The 22984-nt window shown below is 69.5% G+C and carries 20 protein-coding genes, 1 pseudogene and 1 riboswitch; of the genes and pseudogenes, 11 read left to right on the forward strand and 10 right to left on the reverse strand.

The window, feature by feature from the left end:
- Positions 1-88 precede the first annotated feature (88 nt).
- The gene (locus tag HS041_RS18405) at positions 89-244 is read left to right on the forward strand and encodes a hypothetical protein (RefSeq protein ID WP_196441887.1); all 156 of its coding nucleotides are present in this window, start codon (positions 89-91) and stop codon (positions 242-244) included.
- A 39-nt stretch (positions 245-283) separates the two neighbouring features.
- On the opposite strand, the gene HS041_RS18410 is transcribed toward HS041_RS18405, so the two are convergent.
- The 4 genes from HS041_RS18410 to HS041_RS18425 all read right to left on the reverse strand — a co-directional run bounded on the left by HS041_RS18410 (position 284) and on the right by HS041_RS18425 (position 5727).
- Positions 284-760 (reverse strand): (2Fe-2S)-binding protein, encoded by a 477-nt coding sequence (locus HS041_RS18410; protein WP_196441888.1) that lies wholly within the window; start codon positions 758-760, stop codon positions 284-286.
- Between the two features lie 15 nt (positions 761-775).
- Positions 776-3073: a molybdopterin cofactor-binding domain-containing protein gene (locus tag HS041_RS18415; protein WP_196441889.1), complete on the reverse strand. Its 2298-nt coding sequence runs from the start codon at positions 3071-3073 to the stop codon at positions 776-778.
- Positions 3074-4321 carry an oxygenase MpaB family protein gene (locus tag HS041_RS18420; protein WP_304609530.1) on the reverse strand — a complete coding sequence of 416 codons (1248 nt, stop codon included), beginning with the start codon at positions 4319-4321 and terminating at the stop codon, positions 3074-3076.
- A gap of 179 nt (positions 4322-4500) precedes the next feature.
- Positions 4501-5727: an oxygenase MpaB family protein gene (locus HS041_RS18425; protein ID WP_196441890.1), complete on the reverse strand. Its 1227-nt coding sequence runs from the start codon at positions 5725-5727 to the stop codon at positions 4501-4503.
- A gap of 182 nt (positions 5728-5909) precedes the next feature.
- Between HS041_RS18425 and HS041_RS18430 the strand changes: the two genes are divergently transcribed.
- The 3 genes from HS041_RS18430 to HS041_RS18440 all read left to right on the forward strand — a co-directional run bounded on the left by HS041_RS18430 (position 5910) and on the right by HS041_RS18440 (position 9193).
- Positions 5910-6566: a TetR/AcrR family transcriptional regulator gene (locus tag HS041_RS18430; protein WP_196442573.1), complete on the forward strand. Its 657-nt coding sequence runs from the start codon at positions 5910-5912 to the stop codon at positions 6564-6566.
- A gap of 717 nt (positions 6567-7283) precedes the next feature.
- A complete protein-coding gene (locus HS041_RS18435; protein ID WP_196441891.1) occupies positions 7284-8432 on the forward strand; it encodes an OmpA family protein in 1149 nt (382 codons plus the stop codon).
- Between the two features lie 326 nt (positions 8433-8758).
- Positions 8759-9193: a hypothetical protein gene (locus HS041_RS18440; protein WP_196441892.1), complete on the forward strand. Its 435-nt coding sequence runs from the start codon at positions 8759-8761 to the stop codon at positions 9191-9193.
- On the opposite strand, the pseudogene HS041_RS38435 reads toward HS041_RS18440, so the two are convergent.
- The 5 genes and pseudogenes from HS041_RS38435 to HS041_RS18460 all read right to left on the reverse strand — a co-directional run.
- Positions 9118-9348 (reverse strand): annotated as a pseudogene (locus tag HS041_RS38435) (MBL fold metallo-hydrolase); the annotation flags it as partial. The gene HS041_RS18440 and the pseudogene HS041_RS38435 overlap by 76 nt on opposite strands.
- A gap of 41 nt (positions 9349-9389) precedes the next feature.
- Positions 9390-12038, reverse strand: coding sequence for a glycoside hydrolase family 78 protein (locus HS041_RS18445; RefSeq protein ID WP_307845354.1), 2649 nt, complete (start codon positions 12036-12038; stop codon positions 9390-9392).
- A gap of 20 nt (positions 12039-12058) precedes the next feature.
- On the reverse strand, positions 12059-12886 hold the full coding sequence (locus HS041_RS18450; RefSeq protein ID WP_196441893.1) for a carbohydrate ABC transporter permease: 828 nt from the start codon (positions 12884-12886) through the stop codon (positions 12059-12061).
- Complete coding sequence (locus HS041_RS18455; protein ID WP_196441894.1) at positions 12883-13842, reverse strand: carbohydrate ABC transporter permease; 960 nt, start codon at positions 13840-13842, stop codon at positions 12883-12885. The genes HS041_RS18450 and HS041_RS18455 overlap by 4 nt, the downstream gene beginning before the upstream one ends.
- Positions 13836-15134 (reverse strand): ABC transporter substrate-binding protein, encoded by a 1299-nt coding sequence (locus HS041_RS18460; RefSeq protein ID WP_196441895.1) that lies wholly within the window; start codon positions 15132-15134, stop codon positions 13836-13838. Before HS041_RS18460 ends, HS041_RS18455 begins: the two co-directional genes overlap by 7 nt.
- A gap of 309 nt (positions 15135-15443) precedes the next feature.
- Here HS041_RS18460 and HS041_RS18465 point away from each other — a divergent pair, with 309 nt between their 5' ends.
- From HS041_RS18465 to HS041_RS18485, 5 genes are all read left to right on the forward strand, one after another.
- Positions 15444-16358: an AraC family transcriptional regulator gene (locus tag HS041_RS18465; RefSeq protein WP_196441896.1), complete on the forward strand. Its 915-nt coding sequence runs from the start codon at positions 15444-15446 to the stop codon at positions 16356-16358.
- A 303-nt stretch (positions 16359-16661) separates the two neighbouring features.
- Positions 16662-17801 (forward strand): AraC family transcriptional regulator, encoded by a 1140-nt coding sequence (locus HS041_RS18470; RefSeq protein ID WP_196441897.1) that lies wholly within the window; start codon positions 16662-16664, stop codon positions 17799-17801.
- A gap of 57 nt (positions 17802-17858) precedes the next feature.
- Positions 17859-17924, forward strand: a riboswitch (guanidine-III (ykkC-III) riboswitch).
- Between the two features lie 19 nt (positions 17925-17943).
- Positions 17944-18267 (forward strand): DMT family transporter, encoded by a 324-nt coding sequence (locus HS041_RS18475; protein ID WP_196441898.1) that lies wholly within the window; start codon positions 17944-17946, stop codon positions 18265-18267.
- Between the two features lie 73 nt (positions 18268-18340).
- Positions 18341-19228 (forward strand): haloalkane dehalogenase, encoded by an 888-nt coding sequence (locus HS041_RS18480; protein ID WP_196441899.1) that lies wholly within the window; start codon positions 18341-18343, stop codon positions 19226-19228.
- 109 nt (positions 19229-19337) lie between these two features.
- Positions 19338-19742 (forward strand): YfbO family protein, encoded by a 405-nt coding sequence (locus HS041_RS18485; RefSeq protein ID WP_196441900.1) that lies wholly within the window; start codon positions 19338-19340, stop codon positions 19740-19742.
- Positions 19743-19791: 49 nt separating this feature from the next.
- On the opposite strand, the gene HS041_RS18490 is transcribed toward HS041_RS18485, so the two are convergent.
- Entirely contained in the window at positions 19792-20700 is a 909-nt protein-coding gene (locus HS041_RS18490; protein ID WP_196441901.1) for a LysR family transcriptional regulator, read from the reverse strand.
- Between the two features lie 79 nt (positions 20701-20779).
- Between HS041_RS18490 and HS041_RS18495 the strand changes: the two genes are divergently transcribed.
- Complete coding sequence (locus HS041_RS18495; RefSeq protein ID WP_230879117.1) at positions 20780-22009, forward strand: MFS transporter; 1230 nt, start codon at positions 20780-20782, stop codon at positions 22007-22009.
- Positions 22006-22896 (forward strand): NmrA family NAD(P)-binding protein, encoded by an 891-nt coding sequence (locus HS041_RS18500; protein WP_230879118.1) that lies wholly within the window; start codon positions 22006-22008, stop codon positions 22894-22896. Before HS041_RS18495 ends, HS041_RS18500 begins: the two co-directional genes overlap by 4 nt.
- The last annotated feature ends 88 nt before the right edge of the window (positions 22897-22984 follow it).

The raw sequence follows: 22984 nt of genomic DNA on the forward strand, positions 1-22984 counted from the left end.
GCTTTTATCCTAGATAGGAGGTTGTCTGCTGGGGTAGTCCTCCACGGCGGAGGCTGTCCGCACAGCCCGGCCCCGAGGTCCCGAAGAGGTGTCGATCGCCGTTGACGGCGACGCCGCCGTCCTCGCCGGCGAGGACGCGGTGACGGTCACGATCGGCGGGGCCGGGGGAACCTGGAACCTGGAGCCTGGAATCGACCATGGGGTACATCGAGCGGGGCGGGCGAAGGAGGAGGACCCGCCGTGACGTACGGCCGTGCCCCGGGGGTCCGGGCGCGCATGTGCCTCACATGTTCTCGGCGCCGGCTTTGATGGCTTCGCGGATACGAAAGTAGGTACCGCAGCGGCAGATGTTGCGGAGACCGTCGAGGTCGGCGTCGGTGATTGCGCGGCCTTCGGCGGCGGCGCGGCGGACCAGCGCCACGGCGGCCATGATCTGGCCGGGCTGGCAGTATCCGCACTGGGCGACGTCGTGGTCGAGCCATGCCTGCTGCATAGGGTGCAGGTCCTTGCCGACCGTGGCCGGAAGTCCTTCGATGGTGGTGACCTCGTCGGTCGGCTGGAGATCTGCGACGGGGATCGCGCAGGGGTTGACGGCTTTGCCGTTGATGTGGCTGGTACACGCTTTGCAGACATTGATGCCGCAGCCGTACTTCGGTCCGGTGACGCCGAGAATGTCGCGCAGCACCCACAGCAGGCGCACGTCGCCGTCGACGTCGACGGTGACCTGCTCGCCGTTGACTCGGAAAGTGTGCTCAGGCAACCGGATCTCCTTGTTTCAGCGGGCGTGCTTCAGGCCGTCGGTCGGGGAAGGGGGAATGGGCGGGATGGTCGGCTTGGGCGTGAAGGAAAGCGTGCCGTGGTTGATCGGGAAGCTGGTGGGCATCGTTCCGGTCGCGCGGCCGTACGCACAGGCGACCGCGGCCATCGACGCGGCGACGCCCAGTTCCCCGGCGCCGCCGGGCTTCTCGGAGGTGCTGGGCATGACGATGATCTGGAGTTCGGGCGGGGTGTTCCACTGCCGGGTGTAGAAGTAGTTGTCCCAGCTCGCTTCGAGGAAGTACCCGTCGCGCAGGTGCAGGCTGGAGGTCAGGGCCAGCGCGATGCCATCCATGATGCAGCCCATCATCTGCGCTTCCAGACCCCGCGGATTCACGGCAAGGCCGACGTCCACAGCGAACACCGCCCTGGTGACACGTGGTCCGGTCACGCCGTCGCGGACGGGACGGTTGACGGTTTCGGATCGGCAGTCGATCTCCACCAGCGCTGCGCTGACGGCCTTGTACTCGGCGTGGAACGCGATGCCCTGCGCGGTGCCGGCCGGCATCGGCCGCCCCCAGCCGCCGACCTCGGCCACCTTCGCCAGCACCGCCCGGGAGCGGTCATCGCGGAGGAAGTCATGCCGGAACCGGTAGGGGTCCTTGCCCATCCTCGTGGCGAGCTGGTCGATGATGAGCTCCCGGGCGCAGGTGACGTCGGGCGAGTAGACGTTGCGCATGCTGCCGGTGTTGAAGCCCTTGCCCGTTTCGTTGAGCAACCGGCTGCCGCCGCCGAAGTCGTAGGACATCGCCTGGCTGAGATGGAAGAAGGTCTGGGAGAAACCGATGTCGCCCACCGGAAGCCTCGCGGCCATGGCGGTGATGATCTCACCGAGCCCGTGGCCGAGGTCCGTGGAGACGCTGGTGTGCCGCTGCTTGTAGCTCAGCACGGTGTCGCCGAGGTAGGCGACGCGTACCCGCGAGGTCGACATCGGGTGGGTGCGGCCCTGACGGGAGTCGTCGGCGCGGTGCCACATGAGCTTGACGGGTTTGCCGATCCGCTGGGACACCTCGGCGGCTTCCAGCGCGGCGTCGAAGAACAGCTTGCGCCCGAAGGAGCCACCCCCTTCGGTGACGTGCACGGTGACCTTGCCGAGCGGCAGCCCTACCTTGGCGGCGATGGCCTGCTTGGCGACGATCGGCGATTTCAAAGCCGACCAGATCTCGGCGCGGTCGGCCCGCACGTCGGCGATCGCGCAGTTGGGTTCCAGCGCGCTGTTGCTGCGGAAGTAGAAGGTGAACCTGCCTTCGACGGTCGGAGTCGGCGGCCTGGGCCCGAGCGGCAACTCCGCGGCCTCCAGTTCCCGCAGCACGCTCTCGTCGGACTTTCCTTCCGCGGTACCGGGTTTCCAGGAGACCCGCAGGGCGCGTACGGCGTCGATGCACTGACCGAAGGTCTCGGCGCGCACCGCCACCCCGGTGGAGATCGTCACGACATCGGTGACCCCCGGCATGGCGCGGACCTCGGCGAGGTTGGCCACCGAGCCGACTTTGCCGTTGACGGTCGGCGGGCGGCACACCATCGTCGGCTTCGCGCCCGGGATGTCGAGGTCCATCGCGAACTTCTTGCGCCCGGTCACCGCGTCCAGCGCGTCGATCCGGTTGTGCGGTCTGCCGATGACGGTGAAGTTCTCGCGTGGCATGAGCTCCACCGACACCTGCTGGGTCCGCATGCTCGCGGCCTTCTCGGCGAGCGCGCCGATGTCGATGCCGCCACCGGAGCGATCGGTGATCACCCCGGCCCTCATCGTCAGGTCGGTGACCGCCGAGCCGAGCTCGGTGGCCGCGGCCGCCAGCAACCGGAGCCGGGCGATGGCGGCGGCGACCCGGATAGGGGTGTAGGTCGCGATGGTCGTGTTCGATCCGCCGGTGAGCTGGTTGAACACCAGCTCCGGCCGGGCATCGGCCAGCGTGACACGCACCCGTTCCAGCGGCACGGTCATTTCCTCGGCGATCAGCATGGCCGTCGAGGTGGTGATGCCCTGCCCCACCTCGGCCCGCGGCAACGCGAACGACACCGTGCCGTCCCGGTTGACCTCGACCGTGATCAGGCCCGAGGTCGGCAGCGCCGCCGCGGTCATCATGTCGTTGAGGTCGAGCAGCTCCGTGAGTTCCGGCGAAGGCAGCCGGACATCGGGCGCCGGCGTCAGGCCGAGTTCGGCGGCGGCCACCAGGGTGGGAGCCGCCACCACGTACCCGAGGAACCGTCGCCGTCCGATGGCCTCATCCAGCCCGCCTCCATTCGGTCCCGTCATCATTCAGCTCGGGTCCGGACGGTTGGTCGTGGGAATCTCGATCTTGGTCTCCTTGGCCTTGGTGAGGTAGAGCATGATGTATCTCCGCGCCGCCTCGTCGATGACCCAGGCGGTCTCGGGCACCAGCGGCAGCGGGATGAGGCCCTCGCGGAACTTCACCAGCTTCGGCCAGGCGGCGGGGATCACCCGGTCCCACACCGGCTCGCGCTCGATGCCGTCCCAGTCGGCCACCTGATCGCCGACCAGGTACCGGGCGAGCGCGTTGCACAGGGACCGGCTGGCCCTGGTCCCGAGGCTGGTCTGCTCGGCGAGCTGGTCCAGCAGGATGTCGGTCAGCTTCACCCCCTCGGGCGTCGGCCCCATGTTCCGGGGCAGGATCTGGTCCGACTGGGCGTCGGCCGCATCCCAGGTGGCGGGGATGTATTCGTCCTTGATGCCGAGCATGTGCGCGGTCACCTGCCACACGTGCAGGTACGCCTCGGACTCGGCGGCAGTGACCGGGACCTTCCATTCGAGCATCCTGCGCATCGCGAAGGTCGGCAAGGTGTGCCAGGTGACCAGCATGTCTTCCTGGCTGATCGGGATGTCGCCGGTCCAGTGGGGGGATTTCTGCAGCAGGTGTCGTACCGCCGCGTGCACCAGCCGGGTCTTCACGGCCTCGACCGCGCAGGAGCCGTCGGGCCGATAGGCGTTCAGGGACCCGACGGCGAATCCCAGGATGCTCGTCTTGGCGACGCGATCCTCCATGTCCGCGCCGCCCTTGGAGTAGTAGACCGCGCGAGCCTCCTTGGGGATGGCGGTGCTCAGCATGCCGCCGCCCACGCCGTTGAGCAGATTGAGGTACAGCCCTCTGGACTTGTTGAACTCGGCCGCGGTGTTCAGCTTGCCGTGGTCCGCCCACGACGGCAGCCGACGTGCTTCCTCCATGAAGTCCCGCAGGTCTGCCGGCAGTCCTTCGGGCAAGGGCTGGTCGTTACGGTTCCAATCCCACAGCAGGCGGTTGACCTCGGGTACGGCGCCGCGATCGATCAGCGAGGCGACCAGCGGGTCGGCCTCCTCGTCCCACACCCACCGCGGATCGGCACCGGCGCCGGCACCCGCGACCGAACCGCCGGGTGCCCAGGTCCAGGGCATCGCCCGGGCCGGGAACGCCATCCCCAGCGTTCCGAGAGCCCCCAGGGCTCCGCCTGAGATCAGCATCTTGCGCCTGCTCAGCTCCGCCATGCCGGACTCCTCCTGAGAGTTCTGCAAGCTGATGATATGATGATACATATCAGGTATATTTGTATCTCACTAAGGATGCGAGCCGATCCCGAAAACGTCCAGGGGAACAGCCGGTCGCTTCGCGGCTCCCGGCCGGAACCCGGTGTTCCGGCCGGTTCCTCATCGATATCGAGCACGCCCGCACCGTCGTTGACCGGTGGTCCCGATCAGTAGTCCGGGTTGTTGGTCAGCGGAATCTCGATGCTGATCTGCCGCGCTTCGGACAGGTAGATCAGGACTATCTTGCGAAGGAGCTCGTCGAAGAGCCAGTAGGTGTTGTCCGCCCCGGGGAACGTCTTGAGCACGCCTTCGCGGACGGCGATGAAGGGCTCCCAGAGCGTGTCGAGGATCCCGTCCCAGAACGGATACCGGGAGATCTCCAGCCACTCGGCGATCTGGTCGCCGAGCAGGAAGCGCGTGAACGCGCCGAGTACGCGCTTGCTGAGGATGCCGGCATCCAGCGCGGCGCCGAGGTTGAGGAGGATGTCGGCCAGCTTGATGCCCTCGGGCGTCGGGGCCAGCACCGGGTCCAGGACCTGCCTGGCCTGGGAATTGGCCTCGTCCCACGACGCGGGGATGTATTCGTCCTTGATGCCGAGCATGTGCGCGGCCAGCTGCCACGAGTGCAGGAAGGCCACGGACTCGTTGGCGGGGATCGGCACCTTCCATGCGGTCAGGTTCTTCATGACGGTCGTGGGCAGGCTGTGCCAGGTGACCATCATGTCCGCCTGGCTGATCGGAATCTCCTCGTCGGCGGACTTCTGCCAGTGCGGGGACTTCGGCAGCAGGTGGCGCACGGCCGCGTGCACCAGCCGGGTCTTGACGCAGGTCACGATCATCTCGCCGTCGGCGTCGTAAGCTTTCCTGGACCCGATGTCGTATCCGAGCTTGGCGGTCTTGGAGATGCGGTCCTTCATGTCCGCGCCGCCCTTGGAGTAGTAGACCGCGCGAGCCTCCTTGGGGATGACCGTGCTCATCATGCCGCTGGCGAAGCCGTACAGCACGCCGAGGTAGAGCCCCCGCTTGTCGTTGAACTCGACCGCGGTGGCGAGCTTGCCCCTGTCGGCCCACGACGGCAGCCGGCGGGCTCGCTCCATGAAGTCCCGCAGGTCCGCCGGCAGTCCGGCCGGCAGCGGCTGGCCGTTCTTGGTCCAGGTCCGTAACAGGGCGTTGACCCTGGGCACGTCGCCCCGGTCGATCAGCGAGGCGACCAGCGGGTCGGCCTCCTCGTCCCATACCCACCGCGGGTCGATGCCCGCCCCTGTGCCCGCCACCGAGCCACTGGGCGACCACGTCCAGACGCGCGCCTGTGCAGGTGTCGCGACGCTCAGCGCACCGAGTGCGCCCAACGTCCCGCCCGCCTTGAGCATGTCGCGCCTGCTGAGTTTGTCCATGCCTCCGTCCCTCCTCCTCGTGAGGCCGAGAGCACTGCTGGTACGATGAAACATAAGGTGAATCTGTGTACCACCAATACAGCACAGTGTGTCGGGCATCACAAGACCGTGGCGGCGGCTGCTGGCGATTGAGGCAGAATCAATCACAGGAGGTGATCGTGGAATCTGCGCTGTCCGTGCTCATGGCGCCGTCGGACTCGGAGTCGTTGCTGGAGCGCGCGTACATTGATGCCGTCGAACGGGTTGACGACATGGACGAGACCCGTGCCCGCATCCTCGACGCGGCGTATGAGCAGTTCTGCCGCATGGGCATCCGGCGGTCCACCATGGAGGACGTGGCCCGCCGGGCCGGGGTTTCGCGGATCACGGTCTACCGGCGGTTCGCCACGAAGGACGCGCTGGTCGAACACGTGGTACGCCGAGAGTTCCGCCGGTATTTCGACCAGTTCCTCGTCGACATCGAACAAGCCCACACCGCCGCCGACCGGGCGGTCCTGGGCTTTGTGAGCTCATTGCGCGCCATCCGGCGCAACCCGTTGATCGGCGGTCTGATCGCCGCGGAACCGGATCTGATCGTACCCTCCATGATCAGCGACGGAGGCCGGACCCTCGCCACCGTGCGGCAGTTCGTCGCGGGCCAGCTCCGCCACGAGCAACGCGCGGGTAACGTGCCGAGCGGCTTGGACGCCGACCTCGTGGCCGAACTGATGGTCCGGATCTCCGCCTCCTTCCTGGCGATCCCCAGCCACATCATCGACCTCGACGACGACGAGCAGCTGGCTGCGGTGGCCCGGCGGTTCCTCGTGCCCATGCTGGAACCGGCCGGCTCCCCGGACTGACCGCAGGCAAGAGGGCATCGTGGAGCGGCGGCGAAGCACTCCCGAACATGATGTACTCCCTGCCGCCGCCGGCCACTGCCGCCGCCGACCCGCCGACGGCCTTCGGCTGCTCGGTCTCACGGCATGAGAGCGCTTTGGGTCTCCCGGTGGGGGCTTCTCGGAAGGCGCCACGCATCATCCGAGGGGTGTCATACCGTCTGCCGCCGGGCGTCACGCCCGGCGAGCCGAACCGCGGGGGCCGTAGGATCCCCGTCTACCGCGGCAGGTGGAGCCGCGCTACCGCGGCAGGCGGAGCCGAGTTTCAACCCAGCGGATGTATGCTGCGAGCCCTCTCCGGACTAATGTTCCCCCAGCGGCCTCTCGTATGGACATCTGGAATCCGGCTGCCCTCAAAGGGAAGGTTCAATGCACATGAGTCCGGCTCATACTGGCTTTACCGGCCGGAACGATCCGGTCCTGCTCGTGAATAGGCGTCGGCTATCCGATCTCGTCGCATGAGAACGTTGTGACGCTGTTCCATCTCGGACGAGGGCGCCGGTGTATCCACCACGGCCGGCACGACCTCATGGCGTGACCGGTCCGCTGCCTCGCAATGAGATCCGCTTTTCGGTGAATCGCCGTCTCCTGCATCCGGCGACTCCGCTCCACAGGATTTTGAAGGTCCATTCCCTGTGCCGGTTTCGTGGGCGCGTAGGAGAATCAGGAGAAAGGGCCTGCATGAGAGCAGCACTCGCCGTCATCTCCACTCTGCTCGTGGCTGTGCTGACGGCCTGCGGCACACTGCCGGACGGAGCCGGGAGCGGCAGCCGGGAGCGCCGGCCCTCCGCGGCCCAGCGGTCCGCCCCGCCGGTCGCCGCCTCATCTCAACCCCCCGCAGAGCACGAAACCGCCTCGCCGCAGCCCGCCGCCGAACCGGCCGGCTGTCCTCGCGGCCAGCTCATCCCCGCCCTGGAGATCCCGGCCGTGCACGCCGAACCGGTCCACGTCCCCGAGATGACGATCGGCGGTGAGAAGGTGCCGGCGGTCACCGTTCCCGGGGTGGACATCCCGGCCCAGCGGATTCCCGCCCAGTGCACCGAGATCAAGCCCGCCCCCGGCGGCTGCCTCGGCGCGGCCAGTATCCCGCCGGTGACGATCCCGGCCGTGGAGATCCCTGCGGTGGAGATTCCGGGGGTGAACGCGGGCGGCGTCAGAATCGACCCTGTGCGCACCGAGGCTGTCAGCGCCGAGGCGGTTCACGCTGAAGGCGTCTCCACGCCTGAGGTGTGTCAGACCAAGCCGAAAGACGGCGGAATCGTCCCGTTCGTGATCAGGCCGTTCGTGATCAGACCGTTCGTCATCCGCCCCTTCGTCATCCGTCCTTCGAAGTGCAACGATCAGGGCGAATGCGTCCCCAGCGTGGAGGTGCCCGCGGTGGAGGTGAAGGCCGTCGAGGTGAAGGCCGTGGAGATCCCCGCAGCCGAGCTGAAGATGTACGAGATCGGCGAGAGCGAGGTCCTGGAAGGCGAGGGCGCGATCGCCTTCAGCCTCAACGCGGATGTCCTGTTCGACTTCGACAGCGCCGTCGTCAAACCGGCCGCTGCGGCCGAGCTGAAGCGCATCGCCCGTCAGATCACCGGGAAGTCCGCCCCGGACGCGGCTGTTCGCGTCGACGGCCACACCGACTCCCGGGGCGAGGGCGCCTACAACATGACCCTGTCCCGGAAACGCGCGCGGGCCGTCCTGGAATGGCTGGCCACCGAGGGCGGGCTGGACCGCTCACGGCTTGAGGCCGCCGGGTACGGCGAGAGCAAGCCGGTCCAGCCGAACAGCACCGAGGAGGGCCAGACGAAGAACCGCCGTGTGGTGATCTCCACCGGCACCTGAGTCCGGGCCGTCGCCTCGTCCGGCTCACGTTCGTCCCACCAGGGGAGAACACTTCAGCCTTGACCCTGGAGACCGGGAAGGTGGTGGTCCGGCTCAGCCGCTTCCCTCAGCCGCGGCCACGCAGGCCATTCTCGTACTGCAGGCCACCGAAGCCGACCGCTGCCCAGCGACTCCGAGCGTGCCTGCCTGGCGGTGGCCCAGACGCTGCCGGCCCGGCGCCTTCGGTGATCGTCCGGAACGCTCGCCATTGTGGGATCCGGCGATTCTGCATCGTATTCTCACACTCTCTGCGCCCGACCGTCATGGGATTCTGTTTTGATTGCGTCGTGACTGAGGGAAACGCTCCGGGAACGAATGATGCGTTCTGGGTCATGGGCTGCGGAATGCTGGTCGCCGTCGCGTTGACCTGCGCGACGCTCGGGACGTTCGTCGATATTGTTCTGGTGGTTCGAACGCAACACCATTGCCTCGGTGACCTGAGCGCCGGAGAAGGGTTCGCCGGGTTCGTCTGGGCGACGAGCCGCCTCCTCATATTTCCGATCGTTGCAGGCGGCTCGGCTCTCGCTTCCTTGCCGATCAGCCTGATCGCCCACCTGCCGTGGTTCGCGAGACATGTTTGGCTGAAGGCCGTCCTGATGCTTATCGCCGTTCTCGTCGCTGCGGCCGGTCCGATGGCAATGATTGTTCACGGCGTAGCCGCCGAAGGAACTCCGGGCAATTGCATCCCGCCCTGGTGGCCATCATGGCTCCCTCTGCAGTAAGGCGTGGAGTTTCGCGCACCAGCGCCGTGCCCAGTGCGGACCGCGGTGTCGGAAGGAAGCGTCAACAGACGCTTCTCGATCGAGCCGATGACGGTGTCGAACGACGAGTGGGGCCGCCGGGTCGCCCCCGGGCCGCCGTCGAACAGGGTGTCGCCGTCCGCCGGTCCGGTCCCGCCGGCCCATGCGCCCGCGGATGTCAGGGAACGCGGGCCGGAAGGCCCGCTGCCGGCGGACCGAAGAAGGCAGGAGGCCGGGCGGCCGGGTCGTCGGCGGGATCCCGGAAGGCGTCCTGGAAGCGGTGGCGTCCGGAGCCGACCTCGATCCCGCGTGCGGGATCGGAGGGGAGGACGACCGTGGCCGTCGCACCGGCGGGGACGACGACCTCCAGCTGGAGGCGGCCGTCGGCACGTTCCCAGCGCACCTCCGCCCTGCCGTACGGGGTCAGGTGCGCGGCGGAGGCGCGGCGCAGGCCGCCGCCGGGCAGCGGGCGCACCAGGATGCGCCGGTATCCCGGGGCGGCGGGGGCCAGGCCGGCGACCGTGCGGTGCAGGAAGTCGGCGACCGCGCCGAGAGCGTAGTGGTTGAAGGAGGTCATGTCCCCGGGGTTGACGGTGCCGTCGGGCAGCATGCTGTCCCAGCGCTCCCAGACCGTCGTCGCCCCCATGTCCACCGGGTACAGCCAGGACGGGCATTCGCGCTGCATGAGCAGGTGGTAGGCGTCGTCAGGGGCCCCGGCGTCGACGAGGGCGTCGCAGATGAGAGGTGTGCCGACGAAGCCGGTTCCGATGCGGTGACCGTTCTCCCGGACGAGCTCGACCAGCCGCCGGCCCGCCCGGGCGCGGTGCCCCTCTCCGGCGATGAGCCCGAAGCGCAGGGCGAGCGCGTAGGCGGTGGGGGAGTCACTGACCAGGCGGCCCGAGGGAGAGACGTATTCGGAGGTGAAGGCGGCGCGCACGCGGCCGGCGAGCTCGCTGTAGCGGCGGTGGTCCTTGTCCTCGCCCAGCAGCGCGGCCGTCTCCGACAGCAGGCGCGCCGAGTGCGCCAGGTAGGCGGTGGAGACGAGGAAGCGGTCGGTGCGGGCCTCGAAGGGGCGATCCGGGGGAGCGGTGGGGTCCAGCCAGTCGCCGAGCTGGAAACCCTCGTCCCACAGGTGCTCGTCTCCGGCGCGTTCGGCACACTGCTCGACCCAGCCCTTCATGCTGGGGTACTGCCTGCGCAGCATTTCCAGGTCGCCGTAGCGTTCGTACAGGGTCCACGGCACGATGACGGCGGCGTCGCCCCAGGCGGCGACGGGCTCGGCAGGGAACAGCAGCTGGATCCACGGCACGTAGACCGGGACCGTGCCGAGCTCGGCCTGTTCGGCCGCCAGGTCGGCCAGCCAGGAGGCCAGCATGCCCGCGCAGCCGTACAGGAAGGTCGCGGTGGGGGCGAAGACCTGGATGTCGCCGGTCCAGCCCAGGCGCTCGTCGCGCTGCGGGCAGTCGGTGGGGATGTCGACGAAGTTGCCGCGCATGCTCCACACCACGTTGCCGTGGAGCCGGTTCAGGTCACCGTCGGAGGTGTCGAACCAGCCGGTCCGCTCCATGTCGGTGTGGCAGACCACGGCGCGGACCGCCCCGGGCTCGATCGGACCCGGCCAACCCTCGATCTCGGCGTAGCGGAAGCCGTGGATGGTGAAGCGCGGTTCCCACTCCTCCACGCCGCCGCCGCGCAGGGTGTAGCTGTCGACGGAGGAGGCGGCGCGCAGCGGCCGCACGCACAGCTCGCCGTCCTCCAGCACTTCGGCGTGGCGCAGGGTGATGGTACGGCCGGCCTCGCCGCGAACCCGGATGTGCAGCCGTCCGGCGAGGTTCTGGCCGAAGTCCAGGATCGTCTTCCCGGAGGGGGAGGTGATGACCTCCCGCACGTCCCGGTACTCGATCCGGCGCACAGGCGGCCCGGTGGGCGCCACGAGCAGGGTGGGATCGTGCTCCACGGCGTGGACCGGCTCCCACGCCGAGTCGTCGAAGGCGGGCAGGGACCAGCCTCGGTGCTCCAGCCGGGCGTCGTACCGTTCGCCCTCGTAGAGGCCGGCGGCGGTGACGGGACTCGGTGCACAGCGCCAGCTTCCATCGGTGACCACCAGGTCGGAGGTGCCGTCGGCGTAGCTGATCTCCAGCTGGGCGATGAGCGCGGTACGGTCGCCGTACAGCCGGGTCCTGCCGCCCTCGAAGCCCACCTTGCCGCGGAACCAGCCGTCGCCGAGCCAGGCGCCGACGGCGTTCGAGCCGACGGCGAGAGCCGCGGTCACGTCGAAGGTCTGGTAGCGCAGCCGGTGGGAGTAGCTGGTCCAGCCCGGCGCCAGGACGTGGTCGCCGACGCGCCGCCCGTTGATCTCCAGCTCGTACAGGCCGTGGGCGGTGACGTACAGGCGGGCTCCGGCCACCGGAGCGCGCACGGTGAAGTCGCGCCGCAGCAGCAGCGCGGGACCGGCCGGCGCGCCCAGCAGTTCCAACGGCGGTACGGCGGCCGCGGCCCGCCACTCGGCCGGGTCGAGCAGTCCCGCCTCCACCCATGACCAAGGGCTCCAGCCGCTGGTCGAACCGTCGTGTCCGTGCACGCGCACCCGGGCTCCGCGCCGCTCGCGCGAGCCCAGCTTCGTGCCCGGCCAGGGGACCAGCACCGACTGCTCCGAGTCGACCGGGCCGGTCGTCGTCCCGTCGCTGAGCTCGATCTCGTACGCCCGCTGCCGCCAGCCGGGGATATCGGTGGTGGCGGTCCAGGACAGGCGCGGGGCGCTCTCGCCGATGCCGATGGGACGGCGGTGGTGCTCGAAGGAGGGGGTGGCGACGTTCAGGAAGGTCACGGGCGTGGTGCTCCTTGTGCTCAGCCCTTGACGGCACCGGCGGTCATGCCGGCGACGATCTTGCGGTTGAAGAAGACGAAGGCCAGCAGCGGCGGAACGGTGATCAGCACGATGTCCATGAACAGCAGGTTCCACTGGGTGCTGTACTGACTCTGGAAGTTGTAGAGGGTGACCTGCACGGTGGCGTTCTCGTCGCCGGGCAGGAAGTACAGCGGGTTGACGAAGTCGTTGAAGACCGCCACCGACTGGGTGAGGATGACGGTGATCGTCACCGGCTTGAGCAGCGGGAAGATCACCTTGAAGAACAGGGCGAACCCGCTGCATCCGTCGATCATCGCGGCCTCGTCCAGCTCGCGGGGAATGGCCGCGATGAACGCGCGGAACAGCAGCACCGCGTAGGACAGGCCGAAGGCGACCTCGACCAGGACGAGCCCGGGCAGCGTCTTGAACAGCCCCAGCGCCTGCAGCAGCCAGATGGTCGGCACGATCGCCGGCGGGATGATCAGCCCGGACAGCACCAGGAAGTTGGCCAGGGCGCCGATCTTCCCGGTCCGGCGCTGCAGGACGTATCCGGCCATGGCGGCGCACACCACGATCAGGGTGACCGACGCCACGGTGAGGATCGTGCTGTTGACGTAGGCGCGCAGCAGCACGTAGTCCCGTGCCGAGATCACCTCGACGAGGTTGTCCACGATCGGCCAGCTGGCCGGCCAGGAGAAGTCCAGATCGGCGGCCTGTTTCTCGTCCTTGACGGCCGTCAGCAGCATGAAGGAGAAGGGGAGCAGGAAGACCACGGCGGCCACGGCGAACGCGGCGGCTTCGGCACCGGCCCTGCGCAGGTTTCTCATGGGGCGACCTGCCTTCTGCCGAGGAACCAGTTGAGCGGGATCACGATGGCGGTGACGACGACGAACAGCAGCACGTTGCCCGCGGTGGACAGGCCGAAGAAACCCGACTGGTACTGCTTGTAGATGATCGAGGCGATGACGTCGCTGGTGAATCCGGGACCGCCGCGGGTCATCGTCCAGATCAGGTCGAACGAGCGCAGGCCCCCGATGAACGACAGGATGATCACCGAGTAGGTCGCCGGCCAGGACAGCGGCAGCGTGACGTGCCGGAAGCGGTGCCAGGCGTTGCCGCCGTCCGCCGAGACGGCCTGGTAGTAGTCCTGGGGGATGGACAGGATGCCGGCGATGTAGATGACGGTGGCCAGGCCGACCCCCTTCCACACGTCCACCAGCGCCACCGACAGCAGCGCGGTGCCGGCCTCGCCGAGCCAGTCGGGACCGGAGATCCCGACCAGGGCCAGGACCCGGTCGACCAGGCCGGTGCCGGGCTTGAGCAGCACGCTGAAGGTGATGCCGACCGCGACCGTGGAGACCAGCACGGGGAAGAACACCACCGAGCGCAGGAAGCCGCGCAGCCGCAGCTTCGAGGTGAGCAGCACGCCCAGGCCCAGCCCGAGCACGACCTTCAGGCCGCTGGTGACCACCGCGTAGACGACGGTGTTGCGGAAGCCGATGCTCAGGTTCTGCTCGGCCAGGAAGTCGCGGAAGTTGTCCAGGCCCACGAACTCGCTGTCGAACAGCGTCCAGCGGGTCAGCGCGAAGTAGAAGGCCATCGCCGTCGGGATCAGGAAGATCACGATGTAGACGGCGGCGGCCGGGAGGTAGAGGGCGTAGGGGTAGGCGGGGCCGGTCTTCCGCCGGGCGCGGCGGGCGTGTGCGCGCCGCGCCGGGAGGCCGGGCCCCGCGCCGTCGCGGGGTCCGGCGTCCCTGGTGTCCGGCCGGTGCCGGGTTACCACCCTTCCAGCCCCAGCTGCTTGGCCTGCTTCTCCACGTCCTTGTCGTACTGGGCCGCGCCCTCGGCGGGCGGGGTCAGGCCCGAGCCGACGGCGACGGTGATCTGCTCCAGGGCCGGGCCCTTGACCGGGGACAGGAACTCCAGCGCGGGCGTGGTCGCGCCCTTGTCGATGTAGGCCTGCAGGTCCTTGGCGGCCTGGATCGCGTCGTCGGGGAGCGTGGCGCCCTCGATCCGGTACGGCCCCGCGGGCTGGACGACCTTGCCGACCGCCTCGGCCGCGGCGGGCGAGGCGACGAAGGCCAGGAACTTCTTGGCGGCGTCCAGCTTCTCGGTGCTCTTGGCGATGTAGATGCCCGGCGGCTCCCAGAGGGTGGCGCCGTTCTCGGCCGGGTCGGTGCCCGGGATGCCGAAGAAGCCGATGTCGGTGGCGACCTGCGGGGTGTCCTTCAGCATGGGCGGCAGCATGGCGCTGAGCATCGGGTAGTGCGCGCCCTTGCCCTCCACCAGCATCTTCAGCCCTTCCTCGGCGGTGGCCGAGCCGAAACCCTTGTTGAGGTGGCCCTTGGCGTGCACCTCGGCCAGGTGCTCGAAGCCCGCCGCGGCGGCCGGGGTGGCGGCGAACTTGGCCTTGCCCGCGGTGTAGTCCTGCGCGAAGGCCGGCACCTGGGCCCGGACGTTGTGGAAGTCGCCCAGCACGAACAGCTGCGAGGTCCAGGTGTCCTTGAAGGTGGAGATCACCGGGGTGATCCCGTCCGCCTTGATCCTGTCGTTGTTGGCCATGAACTCCGCCCAGGTGGTGGGCACCTTCAGGCCGAGCCTGTCGTAGACCTCGCGGTTGTACAGGATGCCGCCGCCCATGCCGGCGCCGGCCGGCACGCCGTACACCTTGCCGGCGTGGCTCACCACCGGCAGGAAGTCCTTCTGGACGTTCGCCAGCACCGGGTCGCCGGTGAGGTCGACCATGGTCTGGGCCGGGTTGAGCGCCTGGAGCAGCGACCCGGAGTTGTACCAGAACACATCCGCCATGTCGCCCGTCGAGAGCCGGGTCTTGACGATGTTGTCGCCCTCGGTGCCCCCCGGCCGCGTCTCCACCTCGACCTTGACGCCGGGGTCGGTCTTCATGAAGGCGTCCGCGAGCGCCTTGGCGCCGTCCAGGGTCAGCCGGCCGTTGTCGACGAGGAAGGACAGGGTGACCGGACCGCCGTCGGCGGCGGGCTCCGCGTCCGAGCCGCCGCCGCAGGCGGCCAGCAGGAGGGACGCCGAGATCAGCGCCAGTGATGCCTTGAGTTTCACTTCATCTCCCAGGGGGTCTGATCGAACCGGCCGGACGACCGCGGTGGTGAAGGCTGTGCGCGTGAGCCGCCGAACCCCCGAACGCCCCGGCCGGGAGGAGCCGTACGGCATCCCGTACGGTCCCGGCCGATAGAACGTTTTAATCGGCTGCGGAAGCCGGCAGTCCGGCACCGGATGTCTCCGGCAGGTTTCTCAGTGCTTGCACTGGATCGTGCACCTCGGAGAGGGAAAGCCGATAGGCCGCTATTCACCAATTAGTAGGACGAAATTAACCTCGGCCTGCGGGAGAGGGACATGTAGGGTGCGCCCATGCATAACGATCCGGTGGCGGAGTCGGAAGGGCTGCTCTACTTCACCGACGGCTCACTCGCCTACGCCGGCCGGTACCTCCACCACGGCTTCTTCCCCACGCACACGCACAGCTTCGTCGAGGTGGCGGTCGTCACCGGCGGCAGCGCCGTCCACCACACGACGACGGGCAGGGAGCCGCTGAGCCGCGGCGACGCCGTCCTGCTGCGGCCCGGCGCCTGGCACGGATACGAGGAGTGCGACCGGCTGGAGCTGTACAACTGCTGCTTCAGCGTCGACCTGCTGCACCGGGAACTCGCCTGGAGCAGGGAGGACGCGCTGCTGGGCCACCTGCTCTGGACCGGCCCGTACTCGATGGGCCGCAGGGGCACGCTCTCCTTCCGGCTCTCCGAGGAGGCTCTGGGCGAGTGCCTGACCCACCTGGACGGACTGGACCGGCTGCACGCGCGCCCCATCTCCCGCCACCGCGGCGACATCATCGGCCACCTGTCGGTCTTCCTCGGCAACCTCGCGCGCGCCGCCGCCCAGGCGCGGGAGGGCGCCGAAGAGCCGGCCGGTCCCGCTCATCCGGCCGTCGTGCGGGCGATGCGGCTGATGGAGGCCAGGGTGGCCCACGACTGGACCCTGACGGAGCTGGCCGACCGTCTGCATCTGACGCCGGGATACCTGGTGCGCCTGTTCAAGACCGCGACGGGCTTACCGCCGATGGCCTACCTGGCCAGGCAGCGGGTGGAGACCGCCGCGGCCCTGCTCCTGCTCGGCGAGGAGCCGATCGCCCAGATCGGCGAGCAGGTGGGCTGGGGGGACCCGAACTACTTCGCCAGGAGGTTCAAGGCCCACTTCGGCATGAACCCCTCCGGCTACCGCAAGAAGTTCACCCATCGGTCCGTCGCGATGCGCGACGAGCTCCGCTGAAGCACCGCCCGCGAGGTCCTCGCGGTGACCGGCGGATGGTGCGCGTCCTCCGGGGCGGAGGGCACGCCTCCGGCGCGCAGGTGCAGAGTCACGGGATGACCGGCCATCCGCCTGATGGATGCGTCCATGCTGCTTATCTATTTCTCAAATCAATTCCGATGCCCCAGAGTGAGAAGGGCCGCACGGGCGGGCCGTCTGCGGAAACTCCCGTACCCGGCCCGCCCGGCCGGTGCCTGCCGGCCACCCCGCCTCGTTCGCGCCGGCGGCCCCGGCCCCCTGACCCGCTCGCGGAAGGAGACTCATATGAACGTGATCGTCGCCGGCGCTCCTGCCGCCGAGGCGGATCCGCTCGTCGGAGAGGTCCTTCCCGCCTGTGCGGACTCCTCGCCGGTCCCCCGCTCCGGGCACGGTGATCCCGTGACCGGCGGACGACCGGCGGCCCCGCGTGCGCGCCGCCGGGCCGCTCCGCACCGGACCGGAGGCAGGGAGGACCGGACGGCCTGCCGGGAAACCGGCACCCCTGATCTGCGGATCGGCCGCTTCCGGCCCGGACCCGCGGCCGGGATCCCGCATACGCACTCCCACGCCGAGATCGCCGTCGTCACGGCGGGGGAGGCGGCCCACCATACGCCCGCCGGACGTCACCGCGTCCTGCCGGGCAGCGTCATCCTTCTGCCCGCCGGAACACGGCACGCCTATGAGGGGTGTGACCGGCTGGAGCTGTACGGCTGCGGCCTGCGGCCCGGCCTGCTTCTACGCGAACTGGCCTGGATCGGGGAGGATCGGCTGCTCGTCCGGCTGTTCGTCGGCGGCGGTGACGGGCACGATGGTCGCTACCGGGTGAAACCGGCTGTTCCACCGGTCGGCCGGCCCGCAGGGATCCCGGACCGCCGCGAGCCGGTTCTCGACCCGCAGGCGCTGGCCGACTGCGTCGCGCATCTCGACGCCCTGCGCGAACTGGCCGCCGAATCCGCGACCTCCCACCGCGCCGATCTCATCGGGCGGCTCCTGTTGTTCCTCGGCGTGCTCACCCGAGCCGGGACCGGACCGTACGGCGGGGACGGAGCGGCAGAACCGGCGCTTCCCCCCGCGGTGGCCGAGGTCATCCGGCTGATGGAGAGCGATCTGGGACACGGCTGGTCACTCGGTGAGCTGGCCGAGGCGTCCTTCCTGACCCAGGGATACCTGGTGCGCCTGTTCAAGGCGAGCGTCGGCATGCCTCCCATGGCCTACCTCATGCGCCTCCGGGCCGAACGGGCGGCGATGCTGCTCGTGCAGACCGACCACCCGGTTTCCTGCATCGGACATCTGGTCGGCTGGCCGGACCAGAACCACTTCGCCCGCCGTTTCAGGGCGCACTTCGGCGTGAGCGCCACGAGTTTCCGCGGGAACCCCGCCCGCCGGCCCGGGCAAGTGGAGTGTTTCCCCGGCTCAGAGCATTGATGGGAAGGGTGTTCCCCGTCCGTGGGAACACGCGCGTGGCCGCCGGCGTTGTCGCCGGTACGGGCCCGACCGGGGTCCGTCCGGACGAGACGCGCCGTACCCGGCCTGCAAAGACGACGCCCCTTGAAGGAGGGGAGCCGTCGTGGTCTGGCCCATGCTCATCGCCGCCGGCCTGTTCGAGGTCGCCATGGCCTACTCGCTCAAGCTCAGCAGCGGGTTCTCCGCACTGCTGCCGAGCATCGGCTTCGTCGTCTTCGCCGTCCTCAGCTTCGGTCTTCTCGCGCTCGCCCTCAAGAGCATGGACGTCGGTACGGCCTACGCCGTGTGGACGGGCATCGGCGCCGTCGGCACCGCCGCGCTGGGCATGGTCTTCCTGGGAGAGGACACGTCCCTCATCAAGATCGCTTCGGTCGCTCTCATCCTCGTCGGCGTCGTCGGCCTCAACCTGGCGGGTGGCGGCCACTAGTGTCCTGAGGAATCCGACGACGGAGTCGCGCACACGGTGGTCCGTAGACAAATGTTCTGGTACGCATGCACGTATGGATGTGCTGCGGACTCCCGACGAGCGTTTCGCCGACCTGCCCGACTTTCCCTACTCACCCCGCTATGTTGACCTGCCCGACGGCCCGCGCATGGCCTATGTCGACGAGGGCGAGGGGCCCGTCGTCTTGCTCCTGCACGGCGAGCCGTCGTGGTCGTTCCTGTACCGGCACGTCATCCGGGTGCTGGTGGACGGCGGCTGCCGCGCCGTGGCCCCCGACATGATCGGTTTTGGCCGCTCCGACAAGCCGGCCGCGATCGCCGACCACACCTACGCCCGCCACATCGCCTGGACGGCCGCGTTCGTCGACGCCCTCGGTCTGAAGGACGTCACGCTCGTCGGCCAGGACTGGGGCGGTCTCATCGGTCTGCGCCTGGTCGTCGCCGACCCTGACCGCTACGCGCGGATCGTGGCCGCCAACACCGGCCTGCCGACCGGCGACTTCCCGATGCCGGAGACCTGGTTGCGCTTCCGTGAGGCCGTGCGCGGCGCGGGTGCGGAGTTCGACGTGCCGCGCGGTATCCAGTCGGGTTGCACGAGCACGCTGCCGCCCGGGGTCCTGGCCGCCTACGACGCGCCCTTTCCCGACACCGCCTACAAGGCGGGCCCCCGGGCCATGCCGGGTCTGGTGCCCGCCGAACCGGACGACGTCGAGGCCCAGCCGAACCGTGACGCCTGGGAGGTCCTGCGCACCTGGAGCAAGCCCTTCCTCGTCGCCTTCAGCGACCGCGACCCGATCACCGGCCCCATGGCCGGAGTGTTTCAGAGCCTCGTGCCGGGCGCGCGGGGGATCGACCATCCGGTGCTGGAGGGGGCCGGTCACTTCCTGCAGGAGGACGCCGGCGAGCGCCTCGGCCGCGAAATCGTGCGCTTCGTCTTGCACTGAGCCGGATACGGCGATCATCATTGCGCTGGCTCACCCAGGAGGAGTGCGATGATCAACCGGCTGGCTGTCCCGGGCCTGTTTCCGCCCTCCGGTATGCGAGGATCCCTCTGTGATCTCCGCTGCCGAAGTGATCAGACGCACCGGTGAGGAAGGCGTGATGCCGTTGCTCACCCTGGACGAGTTCTTCGACGGCAATGACGACGAAGAATGCATCGCACCCAACCAGTGGGGCTACGGGCGGCCGCCTTTGGCGGAACTGGTCGGGTGTCTGCGCGCAATCGAGCAGCGCGAGGATGTCGCCTGGGTCCGGGTGCAGCCGCATCCGGAGACACTCGACCTGGGGAAACTGGCCGGGGAGGCCGTCGCCATCTGCACGACGGCGGACGAGAGCGCCTGTACTGCGTGGATCGAGGGGTTCGAGGCCGACGGTGTCATCCCGGAGCTGGTGGACGTCTACCGCGACATTCCGGAAGTGCCGTACGGCGCGATCGTGTGGTCGGTCGTGTGGGACTAGCATCCGTCCGCAGAAGGCGTCCGTGTCCGAGAGGGAGGACCCGTCGGGCTCACTGCTCATCGCCGCTCGGCGGTCTTGAAGACTCCGCCGCCGAGACGCCCAGTACGGACAGGAAGGCCGCGGCGGCGGGGGAGGGCCGGAAGCGGCTCCAGATGAGATGCTCCGCGCGGGCCGGAGCGTCGCGGAGCCGGACGGTGGGCAGGTCGGGGAGCTCGGACACGAAGGCGGCGGGCAGCATCCCGGTCCCCAGGCCCTGCCGGATCAGGCGGGCCATGAAGTCCACGGTCGTCACTTCGAAGGCGACCTCGCGCCGGACTCCGGCCGCCGCGAACGCCTCGTCCGACTGAGCCCGCGCGGCGCTGCCCGCGGGGAAGTCGACGAACGGTTCGTCCGCCAGCCGGTGCAGGTCCAGATGTTCCTGGTCCGCCAGCGGGTGGTCGGGCGCCATCACGGCGAGGAGGTCGCCGCGCGCCAGTTCGCGGCCGCGGACGCCCTTGGGGCGTGCGCCCACGGGCAGTCCCAGGAACGCGACGTCGAGGGTGCCCTGCCGTACCCGTTCGATCAGCTCCTCGCTCCCGCCCGAGCGGAGGCTGATCCGCACCTGCCGATGGCGCAGATGGAAGTGCTTCAGCGCGGTCGGGAGATCGACCGCCGTGACGGTGGGGATGGCGCCGATGGCGAGCCGGCCTCGGATCTCGCCGGCGGCGGCCGCCACCTCGGCGCGGGCTCGTTCGGCGGCGTCGAGAGCCTGACGGGCCGCGGGGAGGAAGGCCTCGCCGGCGGGGGTCAGCCGGACGCGACGGCTGGTGCGGTCGAACAGCCTGGCACCCAGCTCACGTTCCAGCCGTGCGATCTGGTGGCTCAGCGCGGACTGGACGACCAGGCACTGCTCGGCGGCACGGGTGAAGTTGCCCGTCTCCGCGACGGCGACGACATAGCGCATTTGCTGAAGCTCCATGGATCAATCGTGATACGCGATTGATGCGATGACAAACATGTGTTGGACTCATTGATCATCCATCGCCGAGGCTGGGGGCATGACGGCGATGAGACCTCACCCGGACGGCGGCCTGCCGCGCGGGCTGCTCCTGCTGATGTCGGTGGCGACCGGGCTGGCGGTCGCGGGCAACTACTTCGCGCAACCGCTGCTCGACCTGATCGGCCGGGAGCTGGGGGTCGGGCCGTCGTCGGCGGCGCTGGTGGTGACGGCCGCCCAGGCCGGGTACGCGCTGGGGCTGATCCTGCTGGTGCCGCTCGGCGACCTGGTGGAGCGGCGGCGTCTGGCGGTGTCGCTCTACGCGGCGACCGCGGTGTTCCTGCTGGTGTCGGCCACCGCCCCCAACGGCACGGTGCTCTTGGCCACTACGGCCCTGACCGCGCTGACCTCGGTGGGAGCGCAGGTCGTGGTGCCGTTCGCGGCGACGCTGGCGGCCCCGGCCGAACGCGGCCGGGTGGTCGGCACGGTGATGACCGGGCTGATGCTCGGCCTGCTGCTGGCGCGCACCGCGTCCGGAGCATTGTCGGAGCTGGGCGGGTGGCGGACGGTCTACTGGGCGAACGCGGTCCTGATGGCGCTGACGGCCGTACTGCTGCGCGCCTTCCTGCCCCGGCTCGGCGGAGACGGCGGACGTCGGTCCTACCCCGGTCTGCTGCGCTCGACGGCGGCGATGTTCCGGCACGAGCCGTTGCTGCGGTGGCGGGCGGGTATCGGCGCGCTGAGCCTCGCCTCGTTCGGCGTGCTGTGGACGGCGCTGACCTTCCTGCTGGTGCGGTCGCCGTACGGCTGGTCGGAGGCAGCCATCGGCCTCTTCGGGCTGGTCGGTGCCGTGGGCGCGCTGACCGCCACGGTGGCGGGGCGGCTGGCCGACCGCGGGTACGTACAGATCGTGACCGGTGCCGGGACGGTCCTGCTGGTGGCGTCCTGGCCGGCGATCGCGGCGGGCGCGCGCTCGCTGGTCTGGCTGCTCGTCGGCGTGATCGTGCTGGATCTGGCGCATCAGGCGGTGCTCAACAGCAGTCAGAACGTCCTCTACGCGCTCCGGCCCGAGGCCCGCAACCGGATCAACTCCGCCTTCATGACCTGCCTTTTCGCCGGCGGCGCGGTGGGGTCTGCGCTGGCTTCGGTGGTCTGGGTGCACGGCGGCTGGACCGGCGTGTGCGCCTTGGGCGCCACCTTCTCGGCCGGGGCCGTCGCGCTCTGGGTCCTGGAGCGCCTCACTGCCGGCCGCAACCTGGTCCGTGTCCCCGCTACCACCAAGGGAGAATGAACGTGTCACGCACCGTGCTGATCACCGGAGCCACCGGAACCGTGTCCACCGCACTGATCAACGCGCTGGAAGGGGCCGATGTGAAGCTGCGTGCTCTCGTCCGCGAAGAGTCCGCAGCGGACGGCCCGCGCGGGCGGAGCGCCGAGGTCTTCGCCGGTGACCTCGATGACGCTCGGTCGCTGCCGCCCGCCTTCGAGGGCGTGCAGGACGTGTGGCTGCTCACCCCGAACGGCCCGCGCGCTCCGGAGAACAACATGAACGCCGTGTGGGCCGCACGTCAGGCCGGTGTGGAGCGTATCGTGCGCTTGTCCGTCGTCGGCGCGGCACACGACGCGCCGAACCGCAGCGGCAGGCTGCACGCGTTGTCCGACCGGGAGATCGAACGATGCGGCATGCGCTGGACGATTCTGCGTCCGCACTGGTTCATGCAGAACCTCCTGAACGAGGCGGGCGACATCTCCGCCACCGGCGCGTTCTCGCTGAACATGGCCTCGGCGCGGATCGGCATGATCGATGTACGCGACATCGCCGAGTGCGCTGCCCGCGTGCTCCTCGACGACCCGGATCGCCACCACGGCGAGACGTACACCCTCACCGGCCCGCGCCCGCTGACGTTCGACGATGTCGCCGGTCAATTGAGTCTCGCTCTCGGCAGGTCCATCACGTACCTGCCGGTCGGCGACGACGCCAAGCGCAAGACCCTGCTCGGCCACGGCGTCCCGGAATGGATCGTCGACATGCTCGAGGAGTACGCGCAGGCGTACGTCTCCGGCTGGGGAGACTTCACCACCGATACGGTCGCCGACCTTCTGGGCCATCCGCCGCGCGGCATCGCCGACTTCATCCGCGACCACGCCGCGGCGTTCGCCCCGGCCGGCGACGGCTGAAACCGTCGCCCGCCCCGGTGGCCCCGCCCGCCGTTCGGCCGGCGCGCCAGACCACCCGGCGGGCGCCGGAGTGCGCCGCCCGCCGGGA

The organism is Planomonospora sp. ID67723 (assembly GCF_015711605.1).
Taxonomy (GTDB): Bacteria; Actinomycetota; Actinomycetes; order Streptosporangiales; family Streptosporangiaceae; genus Planomonospora_A.

Coding starts and splice junctions, on each gene's coding strand:
- HS041_RS18500 (WP_230879118.1), top strand. CDS start 22,006: ATGAACGTGTCACGCACCGTGCTGATCACCGGAGCCACCGGAACCGTG.
- HS041_RS18495 (WP_230879117.1), top strand. CDS start 20,780: ATGACGGCGATGAGACCTCACCCGGACGGCGGCCTGCCGCGCGGGCTG.
- HS041_RS18490 (WP_196441901.1), bottom strand. CDS start 20,700: ATGGAGCTTCAGCAAATGCGCTATGTCGTCGCCGTCGCGGAGACGGGC.
- HS041_RS18465 (WP_196441896.1), top strand. CDS start 15,444: ATGCATAACGATCCGGTGGCGGAGTCGGAAGGGCTGCTCTACTTCACC.
- HS041_RS18425 (WP_196441890.1), bottom strand. CDS start 5,727: ATGGACAAACTCAGCAGGCGCGACATGCTCAAGGCGGGCGGGACGTTG.
- HS041_RS18430 (WP_196442573.1), top strand. CDS start 5,910: ATGGCGCCGTCGGACTCGGAGTCGTTGCTGGAGCGCGCGTACATTGAT.
- HS041_RS18480 (WP_196441899.1), top strand. CDS start 18,341: ATGGATGTGCTGCGGACTCCCGACGAGCGTTTCGCCGACCTGCCCGAC.
- HS041_RS18450 (WP_196441893.1), bottom strand. CDS start 12,886: ATGAGAAACCTGCGCAGGGCCGGTGCCGAAGCCGCCGCGTTCGCCGTG.
- HS041_RS18435 (WP_196441891.1), top strand. CDS start 7,284: ATGAGAGCAGCACTCGCCGTCATCTCCACTCTGCTCGTGGCTGTGCTG.
- HS041_RS18470 (WP_196441897.1), top strand. CDS start 16,662: ATGAACGTGATCGTCGCCGGCGCTCCTGCCGCCGAGGCGGATCCGCTC.
- HS041_RS18415 (WP_196441889.1), bottom strand. CDS start 3,073: ATGATGACGGGACCGAATGGAGGCGGGCTGGATGAGGCCATCGGACGG.